Raw genomic sequence first — 14414 nt, 5'->3', positions numbered from 1 at the left:
TCCTGCGGGGATATCGAGGATATCTCGGGGCGAAAACGGGGATTCGGTAGCCCTAACGGCGCTTCTTCTTCGACTTCTTCGAGCCCTTAGCACGGCCATGAGACAGCACCGAACCGGAAGAAGCTACAGCAGCATCAGGAGTGCTCTCCTCAGCCGAGGAGGCGACCTCTACCGATTCCGCAGCCGATTCCTGGGCGGGATTAGAAGCCTCAGCGGGTTCTTCAAGCGGCTCTTCTACCGAAACCTCTTCAGCGGCGCTTTCCTCAGCCGCCTCTTCTTCAGCCGCCGCATGCAACGCCTTCAAACGCTCAGCACGCTCAGCCTCGGCACGAGCCAGCGCCTCCTCATCAATGACGGGCTGGGACTCGGGCTTCGTTTCAGCCTTCAGGACCTGCTCCTTCTCGGCACTCTCCTGCGCTTCGTCATGCTCAGGTTCGTACACATCCACGCCAAAGAAACGCTTCATCTTCGAGAAGATGCCGCCGCGCTCCTGCACCGGCTCCTCATGCGGAAGCTTCTCGTAAGTATCGTGAATGGTCGCTGCCGCCTCAAGGCGGGTAGGCTCAGCAGGCTGAACGGCGGGCGCCTCCTGGCGCGCAGGGGCACGCAGAACATTCTCAGCCGATTCAGACTCCGCAGGAGCCGCGGCAGTCACAACAGCCGCGGGACGCGCGGTACGGGCAGGCGCAGTCAGCACCTTGCTACGATCCACAGGCTTAATGATGGTCGCACGCACCGGGGAAACAATCTGGCCGCTACGACGACGCGGAGCCGCCGTGGAGGCGCGCAGAACCTTCGCGGGGCCCTCAGCCTCTTCCTGCGCGTAGGCGGCATGGACGCTCGGTAGCTGACCGCTGGGAGTCTGCGAATTGAGGGTCTGGGCGCCAGATACCGGAGCAGCAGAAGCAGCCGGGGTAGCCTGAGCAGACGGGCTGAAGCCGCGCGGGGTGCCGAAGCTCAGCGGCACATCCGCGCTCACCGAATGAGCGGCAGGCTGCGCGGGAGCTGCGGAAGCCGCAACAGGTACGGGCTGAGACAGCGCGGTCTGAGAGGGGGCGGGAACGGCGTGTTCTGCCTTGTCAGAAGCATCAGAAGCGGAAGGAGCCTCGGCAGGCTCATCAACATGCTCCGCAGGAGCCTCAGAAACGGTCTCCTCAATGTAGACGATATGGCCCTCAGGTACCGTGTACTCCACGACAGAAGACGGAGCAGAAGCCTGAACAGGCTCAACCGCAGGCTCCACAGAATCGGGTGCCGCAACGGGTGCATCTGCGGCGGGCAGAGCCTCCGCATCAGCGAAGGACGGGTCATCCTGCATCAAATCGTCAAAGTCATCAGCGGCGAACTCATCCACATCAACCGGCGCGAACTCAGACGCAATCGGCTCGCCCGGCAGGCCATTCGCCGAGGTCGCCTCCTGCTCCAGATCAATACCGGCATCGGAATACATGCCGCGCAGCTGACCAATCACCATGGCACGCGCAGTCGCAGCGTCGCCAGCCTTCAGAGCCTCCGCAATAGCGCGGCTCTCAGCACGCAGACGCTCAACAGCGCTACTCCACAGCGGCATACGACCCACCAGAGACAGCATCGACTCAAAACTCGGCTGACGCACCGACGCGAGCAGACCCACCAGCAACTCATTACCACCGCAACGCATCACCTGGTGGTGGAACGTCAACAGAAGCTCCAGGAAGTCACGAATCGACAGGTCGAAGTCTTCCATCTGCTCCAGAACCTCGTCCATCTCCGCGAAGGAGACGGTCTTCGGGTCAATACGCGCAATCGCCCAGCTTTCCAGCAGAATACGGGTCTGCACCAGGTCACGAGTCGGGTAACGCGAACTGGACATGTGCAGGCGCAGAGCGGCACTCGCGGCAGCGGCAGGCTCATCACTCAGGTGTACCAGCATTTCCTTGCCGCGACCGTTGTACAGCTGCACCAGATCCATATCTTCCAGGGTGCGCAGAGCCTCGCGAGTGCGGGAACGACCCACACCAATAGCGCGTGCAATCTCGCTATCGCTGGGCAGGTCCTGACCCAGCTGAATATTGCCCTCGAACAGTTCGTTCTCGAGCCAGCGCAGAATTTTACGATGAATAGCCACGTGAATGCGTCTTTCGGTTAGATAAAGGTGAGTGAGAGTGTGTGTGCTTTATCGATGAGTTATGCCGGAGGTTGAACGGCGTCAGGGCGCGCCTTAGCGGCGGCGGCCACGCAGGAAGCCGAAGAGACCACCGCGATGAGTGTCCTTCGCCTCGGTGCTGGTCGTCTCAGTGCTGGGGCGGTACACCGAATCGTAGGCGGGCATGGTCTGATACTCAGCCTCTTCAGAGGAGGGCTCAGACTTGCTTTCAGCCTTGTCAGACTCTTCTGCCGCGTCCTTCTCAGGTGCAGATTCTTCAACTGCTGGCTTCTCAGCAACTACGGTTTCTTCAACCGAGGGCTTCTCCTCAGCCTTTTCTGCAGGCTGTTCGTTGACAGTCTTCTCAGCCACCGCGGGCTCCTCGGCAGCAGGAGCTTCGGGGGTCACAGCAATAGGCTGAATCGAACCGCCCACAACCGCAGCCGGGTCAATACCGTAAGACACAGTAGCGGCAGGCTGAGCGATTACCACCGGCTTATCCTCTACGACAGGCTTCGCCTCAGTGGTCTTGTTGGTCTCAGCGGGCTTCACCTCAGCGGATGCCGCCGGGGTAGCGGGCTGAACGGGGGTTGCCGACGCCGCGGGGGTTACCCCAGCATCGTAACCGTACGATGCGGGAGTGAAGGGGCGCATCGGGGTGCTATCCACTGTCTCTTCCTGCGAGGTGGGCTCAGCAGCGGTCTTCTCAATAGTCGATTCGGAGGCGGCGCTTTCAGCAGCATGCTCCGCCGGGCGCGAGTAAATGCGTGCACTCGGGGTCAGGTACTGGGCGCGGGCACGCTGAATGCGTGCCTGCTCGATTTCCTCAGCGGAGGGAGCCTCAATGGTAAGAGCATCAACGGTAAGAGCCTCAGAGTCGGTCGCCTCGGTCTTTTCAGCGGTTGCGCTCTTTTCAGAGGTCTTCTCGACCGGCTTCTGCCCAGCCTTCTCGACTGCATTCTCAGCTGCTATCTTTTCAGCCGTCGCCTTATCCGAGGCAGATGCAGTCACACCACCGGGTAGTGCCACGGGCACGTGCGCTTCGCTGGACTGACGTGCAATCTGAACGGTCTCGTTAATCCACTCGGTCACGGTGGCGAATACATCCGGGTTCAGGGAGTAGAGGCGACGTTGCCCCTCCACGGTCACGGAGACCACGTCTGCATCGCGAAGTACTTTCAGGTGCTTTGAGATGGTCGGCTGGCTCATGCCCAGCTTTTCGACCACTGCACCCACCGTGTGGGTTTGCTCGGCGAGAATACGCACAATTCGGCGGCGAGTCGGATCCGCGATGACAGAAAAAACATCAGAATGCATATAGCGATTATGACATATAAAGTGGCGCCTCAAGCTTAGAATGAGGGTGATGCAGAAATTACCTTCAAAAATTCTGAAAGAAGCCTGAGTACTAGCTCAAAATGCAGGATTGAAGGGGATAAAAGCATGAAGTGTCCGTCACATTGTAAGGGTACATATCTGTATCTCTTCTTGGGCATATGCTGATATTTCAACCCACCACAGTATATATACCATAAAGAGCATATACACTCTTCCGCGCCTCATACAGAAAACCGCCCCTACGCCTTTGCCAAGCTCACATATTGAGCGTCCAGCTATCAACACACTACCCCCTTTCAAAGCACCCGGCGCGATACACTAGAAGGCGTCAAAACAGGCGCATATCCGCCGCCCAACACACCAACACCCAGACACCCACTGAAGGAGGCGCATGGGACGCATACTCCGCCGCACCCGGCGCCGACATCACCACCCCCAGGGCCAGCTCAACCGCCGCTGGGACACCCTCAGCGGCACCACATCCGTGCCTCAAAAGCAGCAGGTTCACCGTAGCCGACGCGACCGCCTCGAGGCCGAAAACCTTAGCATCCTCACGAGCGTGCCCGGTATTGACCTCGATCGTCTGCTCGCCCTACGCGACCACGTGAGCGAAACCTCCGAGGTTCAGCGTAAGCGCGCCCCCATGGGGTTCAATCTGCAGACCCTCGAACGGTTCCGTGACTTTATTGACGTGACCGTTCTTGCCTCGCCTTCGCGCACCGCAATCACTGCGTTTCTGCTGGTCATCATCTTCTTTACGCTCACCTTGCTACTGCCCATCTCCTCCAATGATGGGCAGCCCGCGCCTTTCCACCACGCATTTTTTACCTCTACCAGCGCGGTGACCGTGACCGGCCTGACTACCGTCTCCACCGCCGAGCAGTGGTCCACCTTCGGTCAGGCAATGATTCTTGTGGCTTGTCAGGTCGGTGGTTTAGGTACTCTGACCATTACCTCCCTGCTGGCGCTGGCTATCGGCCGTAAGATGGGTCTGCGCACCAAGCTCATCGCACAGGAAGACCTGAACATCAGCCGTCTTGGCGAGGTCGGTGGCATCATCAAGAGCGTCTCTTATGCTTCATTCTCCATCGAGGCAATCATTGCGCTTGTGCTGATTCCTCGTTTCCTGACCCTCGGCGAAGACCCGTTCCAGGCAATCTGGCACAGCATTTTCTACTCCATCTCAGCCTTCAACAATGCAGGCTTCACCCCGCATTCCGACGGCATCGTGCCTTACGGTCATGACCTTTTCCTGCTCGTGCCCATCTGCATTGCCGTGTTCTTGGGCTCGCTCGGTTTCCCTGTTTTCATTGCGATTCAGCATCATCCTTTCCGCCCCCGCCACTGGTCGCTCACCGCGAAGCTGACCACCGTGACGACCCTGTTTTTCTTTGCTTTTGGCGCGTTCTTCTGGGGTCTCTTCGAATGGAACAACCCCGCCACCATCGGCGACTACTCCGCAGGCGACAAGGTTCTGAACGCCATTTTTGCTTCTGTAATGATGCGTTCGGGCGGCTTCAATCTGGTCGACATGAGCAGCATTACCCCCGTCTCCACGCTCCTGACGGACATGCTCATGTTCATTGGCGGTGGCTCCGGCTCGACCGCGGGTGGCGTGAAGGTCACGACCATCGCCGTGATTGCCCTGTCTATCCTTGCTGAGGCGCGAGGCGATCAGAAGGTTGTCGCGTTCAACCGCACCATCCCCGAGTCCTCCCTGCGTATTGCTATCTCCGTGATTGTTATGGGTGCTACCGTGGTAGGTGTCGGCGCCGCGTCGATTCTGATTATTAGCGGCGCGGACCTCAAGGAAGTCATTTTCGAGGTCATCTCCGCCTTCGCGACCTGCGGCCTCTCGAATGGTCTCTCCTCCAGCCTGCCGCCGGCGGGTATCTACGTGCTCAGCGGCCTGATGCTCATTGGCCGTGTAGGCACCACAACCGCCGCGACCGGCCTGGCGCTGCGTTCACGCCGCCGCCTCTACAAGTTCCCCGAAGAAAGGCCCACCATTGGCTAGTGCACATAATGCCCCCGTCCTCGTGATTGGTCTGGGACGCTTCGGCTCCGCGGTGGCGGCCCAGCTGCGCCTGCAGAACAAAGAGGTCCTTGCTATTGAGAAGGACCCCGAGCTTGTGCAGAAGTGGTCCGGTGTGCTGACGCACGTGGTCTCCGCTGACGCGACCGATATCGACACCCTGCACCAGTTGGGTGCGGACGATTTCGGTTCCGCCGTGGTGGGTGTGGGCACCTCGGTGGAGGCATCCGTGCTGATTACCGCGAACCTCGTGGACATTGGTGTGGAGCGTATTTGGGCGAAGGCTATTACCCCCGCGCACGGCAAGATTCTGGAGCGTATTGGCGCGCACCACGTGGTCTACCCGGAGGCGGATGCCGGCCGCCGCGCCGCGCACCTCGTCTCGGGTCGACTGCTGGACTACATTGAGTTTGATGACGACTTCGCGATTGCGAAGATGCGCCCGCCGAAGGAAACCCACGGCTTCACCCTTGCTGAGTCGGATATCCGCTCCAAGTACGGCGTGTCCGTGGTCGGTATTAAGTCCCCCGGTGAGGACTTCACCTACGCGGATGCGACCACCCGCATTCACTCGCGTGACATTCTGATCGTGTCCGGTCAGGTGGACCTGATTGAGCGTTTCGCGGCGCGGCCCTAAGCGCAGTTTTCCTTGCTGCGGCGGTTATCTTCCCCAGCTCTGCTGGTTTTGAGGAGCCCGCAAATAGACATAGAAAAACAGCCTCTTCCCGTTCTGCCGGGAGGAGGCTGTTTTTCTGTAGTTTCAGCTAGTCAGGGGGATGCTACCAGACGGTATTAGTCCTCGTCAGCGGTGTACAGCTGGCTCATTTCTGCAGAACGTGCCGCACAGGCGCGCATCGCGTCCTCGGTCAGCTGGAAGAGGCCACCGTCCACGAAGGTGTTCAGTGCACGCTCGGTGGTGCCGTTCGGGCTGGTCACGGCGCGGCGCAGGGCGGGCGCATCCGGGTTGGTGTCGAGCAAGAAGCCCGCACCGGCAACGGTTGCGCTGGCAAGCTTGAGGGCGGTGTCTGCGTCCAGGCCGAGCTTCTCACCGGCGGTTGCCATCGCCTCCGCAAGCAGGAACGCGTATGCCGGGCCGGAACCGGAGACGGCGGTGACCGCATCCATCTGGTCTTCGCGTACTTCAACGACCAAGCCGACGGTGCCCAGGACCTCTTCGACGAGCTTCTTCTGCTCGTCCTTCACGGTGTCGGTGGTGGAGATGGCGAGCACGCCCTTGCCCACGGAGGAGGGGGTGTTCGGCATGCAGCGAACAATGGGCTGACCTGCGGGAAGGCACTCGGCGAGGGTTTCGAGGGTCACGCCAGCAGCAACGGACACCACAACAGCGTTCGGGGCAAGGGCGGGTGCGATATCACGGGCGAGCTCGACAATGCCGTAGGGCTTCACGCCGAGCAGCACAACGTCCGCGTGGGCGGTTGCTTTGTGGTTACCGTCAGCTTCGCCGCCGGTGGTGATGATTTCGACCTTGTCGCCGAGGCGCTGGGCGAGGGCGGCGCGAGATTCTTCGCTACGCACGGTGGCGCGGATGTGAGCGGGGTCGTGGCCTGCAGCGAGCAGACCTGCGGCGATGGAGCCGTTCATGGAGCCGGTGCCGAGAAAAGCAATAGTTGCGGTCATCGTTGATCCTTCCTAATGGGGTGCCTGCGCCGGGTGCCGGCAGGCGTGCCGCCGGTGTGTTCCGGGGGCTACTGTTCGGTGCGCGGCGGGCGCGTGGAGGCGTACCCTTCCAGCATAGCGGGTGCGGCTACGGGCATATGACCTGGCTCGTGTTTCTTCCGCGTTTTCTGGGCAGCGGCTTCAGGCTCCGCGCCTGCGCACTACCCCGCCCCCTCATATACCGACGCCAGTTCCCCCCCATACACCGGCCCCATGTGCCACCCCAGCTTCTCACCTCGTGGCCCGCCCATGAGGCGTAAAAAGCGCGGGCGTAGAATGAAAGCAGCTTCACCCAGCGCCCCTTTGGAGTGCCCTGTTGAAGCACACCAACACACGACAACCAAATACTTCATGTCTTCTCATACTTCTCAGCCCATGACGGCTACTGCCCTGCGCGCCTTTTTCCCGCGCTCTTTTTCACCTCGCCTCGTTATCGCTCTGACCCTTGCCGCTCTGATCACGGGCGTGTTGAGTGGCGCCGCCGCAATTGTGCTGCACTATGTGCTGGACTTTATGCAGGAGCTGACCTTCGGCCATTCTGAGGTGCATCACCCGATGGTTACTGACGGCGCTGACCCGGCGCGTCGTGCCCTGGTTTTGGCGGCGCTGGGCCCGTTTGTGGCGCTGGTGTGGTACTACCTGCAGTCCGGTGGGCGGCGTGTGGTCGGCGTGAAGTCGCAGATTGCCGGTGCTACCGAGGAGGACCGTACCCCGTCGCTGTGGCGGCAGATTTCGCATTCGCTGATTCAGATTGTTGCGGTGGGTGCGGGCTCTCCTGTGGGTAAGGAGGTCGCGCCTCGTGAGCTGGGTGCTTTGGCGGCTGGCCGCACCTCGAATCTGCTGGAGCGTCTTGGTTTTGTGGGCGCTGACGGTGCCGCACTGTTGGGTGTTCGTGAGCGTAGTCTGCTGGTGGCGGCGGGTGCGGCATCCGGTTTGGCGGCGGTGTATCAGGTGCCGATTGGTGGCGTGGTGTACCTTGTGGAGGCGATGGCTGTTGGTTTGAGCCTGCGGTCGCTATATGTGGGTGCGGTGACGGTGTGGACGGCGACGGTCACGGCGAATCTGGTGATCGTCAATGAGCCGACGTACCCGGTGCCGCAGCTTCCGTTGGATGCGACGACGCTGACAGTGGCGGCGCTGACGGGTGTGGTGTTGACTCCGTTGGCGTTGGGTTTTAGGGCGTTGTCGCAGCGTGCGGAGAAGTTGAAGGCGAAGGATCGTTCTCTTCTGTGGCGTATTCCTGTAGCGTTTGCGCTGGTCGCGGTGGTTTCGCTGTGGCTTCCAGAGATTCTGGGTAATGGTCGTCTGCTGACTCAGCACACGTTTAATGTGTCGCTGGATGCGGCGGCGGGCGGTTTGACCGCATCGGCGGCAGTGTATGTGTTGGCGTTGGCTGTTGCGAAGGCTGCCGTGGTGGTGTTGAGTCTGCGTTTCGGTTCTTATGGCGGTACGTTGACGCCGGGTTTGGCGTTGGGTGCGGCGGCTGCGTTTTGTGTGGCGGCGCTGGTGCTGTGGGCATTCCCGGGTTTGGACGGGGTGCCGGGTGGCACGTCGATGGTGTTGTATGCTGCGGCGTTGACGGGTACGGCGGCGTTTCTGGGTGTGTCGATGAATGCGCCGTTGTCTGCGTTGACTCTGCTGATTGGGTTTACGGGTCAGGGTGCGAGTGCGTGGCTGCCGATGGCGGTTGCGGTGGGCACGGCGGTGCTGACCCGCTGGGCGTGGACGCGAGTGTTTAGCGCTAAGAAGTAGGTTCTGACAGGTGGCGGGCGGCCCCGGATGCGTGTGTGCGTCCGGGGCCGCCTGCTTTTTAGACCGAGGTTTTCGATAGGTTAGTGTCTTCGCCGTGGGTCTTTATCCCGCAGTGAAGACACTAACCTATCGACGAAAACACTAAGTCATTACCGGTTCCCGTCTACCTGGCGCAGCCAGAGATTCGGTCATGGGTTACGGATTTGTGCCATAGGTTAGCGTCTTTGGTCGTAGTTAAAAACCATGGCAGAAGACGCTAAACCATGGCACAAATTCTGCGGGGGTACGACCATCCCCGTAGCGAAGAATCACATAGGAAGAGAACCCAACCAAAATTCGTTAACTACGATTCAGAGATTCCCACTTTTTAGAAATCCACAAAACTATCCGCTTGCTCACGGAGGCTTTTTTACCTTTCAGATTCTCATCTTGTTCAGTTTGTTCTCCCTCCGACACTTTCTCTGAAATCCCAAAAGTTTCTGGCTTATACTCGCCATAGTCATATCCGCGTTTTCCACTCCCCCAATTTATAATCCAATAGGGAAGACCAAGAATAAATGGTTCTATAACAGAAAAATATTTGGACCCTATCCATTTAGGACAATAGACAAAATTTCGATAATTCTCATCCCAAAGCGCAAAGAAAAATCTCTGCGAATTGTTCATTTTATTCAAAGAAGATTTAAATACATCCTTAAACTTATCATTCGGCAGATTTTCCTGAAGGATACGGAGATAACCATACTCAGCAAACCGTTCTCCAGATAGGCTCATCCGCGTAGACTCAACCAAATTAATCCCATAAATTAAGGCATACAAACAGACTAAGACAACAAAAATAAAAGATACGGTTGTCTCGATTATATCCCCAGCACCTGATAGGAGGCTGGTAGCAAATGATCCAACAACCAAAACCATAGTAATTAACATTCCCATAAATACAGACACAATAATCAGAGCCTCAATCCAGAGATATATACCGTATCTAAAATTAGGTAAAGTGATAATTCTTTTATCACCATGCACAACCAGACTTGCTGGAACATTCAAGAGCCGCTTCTGCCCACGTACATTAGGACAGACAGAAATAACTTTCCTCTCCCAAACCGCACGTGTGAGAGCTTCCTTTCGCGAAGATTCAATTTCCCGGTACTCTTCCGAAGTTTCTGTGAGATTACATGCATCCGGGACTCCTACAAGTTCCTTATACCGTTCAGAAACTTCGAGCCATTCTTTGTACCGGGTTAGTTCAGGAGGTGTCCCCTGTTTAGAGAGTTCCATCTGCTTGGTCTCCCTGAGAGCAGTCAGTATAAGACTCAATGCAGCGATGGCAGCGGTTGCAATCGGTGGGATTGCAGAAATCAGCACTTTGCCGAGCTCCTGGTCATGAGTCCAGTGCCAGAAATAGTCCCAGTCAAATCCAGCAGCTAGCACCTGCGCTAACAGTAGTTGGTTCGTCATCGGTGATTGTTCCTTTCCTAGCAGGCAGCCCCGGATGCGTGTGCGTCCGGGGCCGCCCTGATTTGTTGTGCCGAAGATCTGCCTTAAATTTGCTTTGACGGCTTTGAAAGGAATAGCAGATAGATTCCGAAGATGAGCTTAATCGCCGCGTCGATATATGCAATTACCTCTAACGGGATGTTGGTAAAAATATATCCCGCAAACACGTTAATGGCACAGATAAGACCCAGGTATATCATTGACTTTCCATGCATAAAATAGTACGGGAAGAAATGCAGTGCGGTTGCCATCAGCGCTCCCAGCCAAATCAGCCTCCAATTTTCAGTTGCGAAGAATGGGCCGCCCAGCAAAATCATCAAGACAAATAATAGAATAACGGCACGTGAAGATACTTTCTTTTGAAATTCACTTGAAGGACCGTCGGATAGTCTATTCAACACCTTTTTGTTCATGTTGATCGAGAAAAAGCTAATAACATAGCCAATGCTGAATACTTGCATATTTATTATTTGTTTTCCTCCGGTCATGGTGGCTATTGCTATAACTGCCGCTACCACAATTAGCCACAGACCACATGCCCTCTTATAGTTAAATTCTAACTTTTCATCTTTGTTATAGTCTAGAAAAGTCATCGATACCTCCAATAGCCTCTCGTAGAATCACTTCTCTTGTTACGTCACTAAATTTTAATATGAAAAAATTCTGCAATATATCAATATAGCCCAGTCCTTCTGACTATTAATTACATCTCCTATGATTATATCAAAATGGCAATAGAGAATTCGTCAAAAAAGCGAAAGAGACAGCCCCGGATGCGTGTGTGCGTCCGGGGCTGCCTGCTTTTTAGACAGAGGTTTTCGATAGGTTAGTGTCTTCATCGTGGGTCTTTAACCCGCAGTGAAGACACTAACCTATCGACAAAAAGGCTAAGGCATAACCCATAACCAACTCTCACCTACCTGGCACAGCCGGAGATCGGTCATGAGTTCCGGATTTGTGCCATAGGTTAGTGTCTTTGGTCGTAGTTAAAAACCATGGCAGAAGACGCTAAACCATGGCACAAATTCTGCACGGATTACAGATACCCCCATAGCGAGAAGCCACATGTGTTTCCAGAAGCCACTTATGGCGTGACTGTTCGAAACACATATGGCTTCAACGGTTACCTTTGCGGAGGTGCACGCTATTTACGGCGGAGAGAATATGGGATCCTACGAGAAATCAACCTAGAACTTTGATAGCTGATCACTTTATCCGAAAAATCCATAGTCTCAGATTTTCCAATCTCAGATTGATAATCTGAGTAGCACCCATTAATTCTGATAATGGAACAATAAATATATGCAACAATCAAATATTTTACACTACCCACATCACACCCATTAAGCAAATAAGAAGAAGCATATTTAGCCGAATACCTATCAATTTCTGCATTATAAATCAGGCGCATTAAAGCCCTCAAGAAAAAGAAAAGAATATAGACAATCACCGTAAACAAAAGAATGCATACTACATACACAAAATCACGAGACTGAAGCAGGCTTCCGGGATTCCCCTCTCGAAGAGCTTTGCTCAATAAAAACCAAAAACCAACAATAGCAAAAATCGCAGAAATAACCCTACCAATAAATTTAGCTAATCCATCCAACAAGAAGGATTTCACCCATTCCCGAACCCTTTCTCTTTTAGCCATACCCTCAGTAGCCACCCGAAAAATATCTTTATGCAAATAAACCCTATCAGAAATGCAATTAAATATCTCAAAGGCAGAAATTGGAATATATATAAACAAAGCAGCAAAAATACCCTTAAGGCTCCCCGTGTAAGCGACCGAACACACAGCAAATAAAATTATTGCCACCACCCAGAGACACAGAATGGAAACCACTTTGACATCCCTCATGTAGGCAGAAAATTTTACCCTAAATTTAAATCCAGAATAATTGGAGTCATACGCCAATCGTCCATCATAACCATCTGAACCGCTATATTTATAACTCAATCGATAGGAATGAGATCCCGATTTTTGGGAATTAATCACTAAATTTTGAGCCAATCGATATTCAGGACTGAGGGATTTATTATTATAGATATAATTAATTCTCCTGAAAATATGAAAGTTTCGTATCAATATATCCTTCTCATTAAAAGTCAGAAGAGATGCAGATGATAATGTAAACCAAGCAAAAAATAACAAAATCCATAGAGGTATTTCACCATATCTACCCAAGTTCATCTCTAGAGGAATAATTAACCTCCCCCAGCCAGGGCCATATTTCCATGGCCCTAATATTTCAGGAGCATAGGCACTTCCCTGAAAATACCCAGAGAGTAGACCATGCCAGAAATTAAGAACGAATACTACAAAAATAAATCTACTAACCAGAACTGCAAATTTTCTATATACAGCACGCCGAGCATCCCCAGAGGGTCCTTCAGAACCATCTGCAAATTTACCCACACTTACATATAAACTCAAAAGAACACTTGCCAACGAGATAATCATACTCACTCGAATATCAAATAAAAAGTACGGGATATTAAAGATATAGCCCCACCCTTGAATTATCTCTGTGTCGACATTACTACCAGGCAATGCGCTCATAATCAAATACATGATAATCCCAGATAGATAAATCAGCGTGACCCCAATAAATTTTAACAATGGGTTTATCAATACACTATCTCGAAATATCTTTTTTCGTTTTTCTTCGTGTTCTTCGCCCCAGGTGTTGTTGACCTCGTCAATAACTTCTTGGATTTTCATCGGTGATTGTTCCTTTCCTACATCTTTGTTGGCGGGTTATATACAAAAGAAAAGCGGTGACCCCGCAGGCTGTGCCCGTTACACGCACCAGCCTGCGGGGTTCATCATCATGTTCTACTCACCCAGGAGGGTCTTCGGGTTGACCGGAGTACCCGTACCCTCCGCCAGATGCTCAATACGCTTCAAGATCAGGCCCTCACGCAGCGCCCACGGGCACACGCGCATCGTCTCAACCCCAAACGCCTCCATCGCCGCCTCCGCAGCGATAGCGCCCGCCAGCATCTGCTCCGCACGCGCCTTCGAAACACCCGGCAAATCGCTACGCTCAGACACCGTCATCGCCTCCATACGACGAGTCCACAGGCGCAAATCCTGCAGATGCATCTCACGCTTCACATGCGGGCCCGCCGAATACGGCGCCGCACCACAAATACGCGCCAACGAACGGAACGTCTTCGACGTACCCACCGTCATATCCGGCGTGCCATACTGCAACAGGTTCTCCGCGACCGGGGCGATCTGCTCACGCACATACTTGCGCAGACGCTTCACCTGCTTCGGCTTCGGCGGCTGCTCATCAAAGAACTCACGGGTCAGGCGGCCCGCGCCCAGCGGCACGCTCATCGCCGCGTCCGGCAACGCATTCGTACCCGTCGAAAACTCAAACGAGCCGCCACCAATATCAAAATCAAGGATGCGGCCCGCACCCCAGCCCTGCCAGCGGCGCACCGCAAAGTACGTAATCGCCGCCTCCTGATCACCCGAAATACCGTTCAGGCTCACGCCGGTCTGCTCACGCACCTGATGCAGCACCGCCGCACCATTACCCGCCTCACGGATAGCGCTCGTGGAGAACGCCAGCAGGTCCTCCGCCTCATTCTCGATCGCGAAGTCGCGGGCGCTAGTCACGAAGCGGGTCAGTGCGTCCGCGCCCTCCTGCGAAATGTTGCCCTCAGCGTCGAGGTACTGCACGAGCTGCAGCGGAATCTTATGGGACGCGTACGGTTCGGGGCGCGCTCCAGGACTGCCGTCAATCAGTAGCAGGTGGACCGTATTCGACCCAACATCCAGAACTCCCAGGCGCACGATGCGCTCCCCTCCCCCGCCCCGCGGCGGGATATCGTCTGTGTGCGGTACCGCAGGTGCGGCGCCTCTTCCAGTCTGTCAGAGGCGCGGCTCACTCCGCAAACAATCCGGGCGGATGCCCAGCATCAGCACAGCGCAAGCCTAAGAAACACAGCGCGGGCACAAACATTCCT

General features: G+C 55.2%; 10 protein-coding genes. 3 read left to right on the top strand and 7 right to left on the bottom strand.

Features of this window, described 5'->3' with window-relative positions:
- Positions 1 to 52: 52 nt before the first annotated feature.
- Together QZ822_RS06035 and QZ822_RS06030 are read right to left on the bottom strand one after the other, a co-directional pair.
- Positions 53 to 2107: a FadR/GntR family transcriptional regulator gene (locus tag QZ822_RS06035; protein ID WP_294643304.1), complete on the bottom strand. Its 2055-nt coding sequence runs from the start codon at positions 2105 to 2107 to the stop codon at positions 53 to 55.
- Positions 2108 to 2200: 93 nt separating this feature from the next.
- Positions 2201 to 3442, bottom strand: a complete 1242-nt coding sequence (locus QZ822_RS06030; protein ID WP_294643302.1) for a metalloregulator ArsR/SmtB family transcription factor — start codon at positions 3440 to 3442, stop codon at positions 2201 to 2203.
- A 412-nt stretch (positions 3443 to 3854) separates the two neighbouring features.
- On the opposite strand from QZ822_RS06030, the gene QZ822_RS06025 reads away from it, so the two are divergent.
- Together QZ822_RS06025 and QZ822_RS06020 are read left to right on the top strand one after the other, a co-directional pair.
- Positions 3855 to 5480, top strand: a complete 1626-nt coding sequence (locus QZ822_RS06025; RefSeq protein WP_070687218.1) for a TrkH family potassium uptake protein — start codon at positions 3855 to 3857, stop codon at positions 5478 to 5480.
- Complete coding sequence (locus tag QZ822_RS06020; RefSeq protein WP_005504725.1) at positions 5473 to 6135, top strand: TrkA family potassium uptake protein; 663 nt, start codon at positions 5473 to 5475, stop codon at positions 6133 to 6135. Before QZ822_RS06025 ends, QZ822_RS06020 begins: the two co-directional genes overlap by 8 nt.
- 155 nt (positions 6136 to 6290) lie before the next feature.
- Here the strand turns inward: QZ822_RS06020 and proC are convergent, their stop codons facing one another.
- Positions 6291 to 7136, bottom strand: a complete 846-nt coding sequence (gene proC / locus QZ822_RS06015; RefSeq protein ID WP_049351893.1) for a pyrroline-5-carboxylate reductase — start codon at positions 7134 to 7136, stop codon at positions 6291 to 6293.
- 390 nt (positions 7137 to 7526) lie between these two features.
- On the opposite strand from proC, the gene QZ822_RS06010 reads away from it, so the two are divergent.
- Positions 7527 to 8927 (top strand): chloride channel protein, encoded by a 1401-nt coding sequence (locus QZ822_RS06010; RefSeq protein ID WP_294643300.1) that lies wholly within the window; start codon positions 7527 to 7529, stop codon positions 8925 to 8927.
- Between the two features lie 339 nt (positions 8928 to 9266).
- On the opposite strand, the gene QZ822_RS06005 is transcribed toward QZ822_RS06010, so the two are convergent.
- The 4 genes from QZ822_RS06005 to QZ822_RS05990 form a co-directional block, all read right to left on the bottom strand.
- On the bottom strand, positions 9267 to 10388 hold the full coding sequence (locus QZ822_RS06005; RefSeq protein ID WP_294643298.1) for a hypothetical protein: 1122 nt from the start codon (positions 10386 to 10388) through the stop codon (positions 9267 to 9269).
- A gap of 83 nt (positions 10389 to 10471) precedes the next feature.
- On the bottom strand, positions 10472 to 11020 hold the full coding sequence (locus QZ822_RS06000; RefSeq protein ID WP_294643296.1) for a DUF6609 family protein: 549 nt from the start codon (positions 11018 to 11020) through the stop codon (positions 10472 to 10474).
- Positions 11021 to 11571: 551 nt separating this feature from the next.
- Positions 11572 to 13155, bottom strand: coding sequence for a hypothetical protein (locus QZ822_RS05995; RefSeq protein WP_294643295.1), 1584 nt, complete (start codon positions 13153 to 13155; stop codon positions 11572 to 11574).
- 114 nt (positions 13156 to 13269) lie between these two features.
- Positions 13270 to 14241, bottom strand: coding sequence for a Ppx/GppA family phosphatase (locus QZ822_RS05990; protein ID WP_294643293.1), 972 nt, complete (start codon positions 14239 to 14241; stop codon positions 13270 to 13272).
- Positions 14242 to 14414: the final 173 nt, after the last annotated feature.

It is taken from the genome of uncultured Rothia sp. (assembly GCF_916715725.1).
Lineage (GTDB): Bacteria > Actinomycetota > Actinomycetes > Actinomycetales > Micrococcaceae > Rothia.
This window is presented reverse-complemented; position numbering and strand designations above follow the sequence as displayed.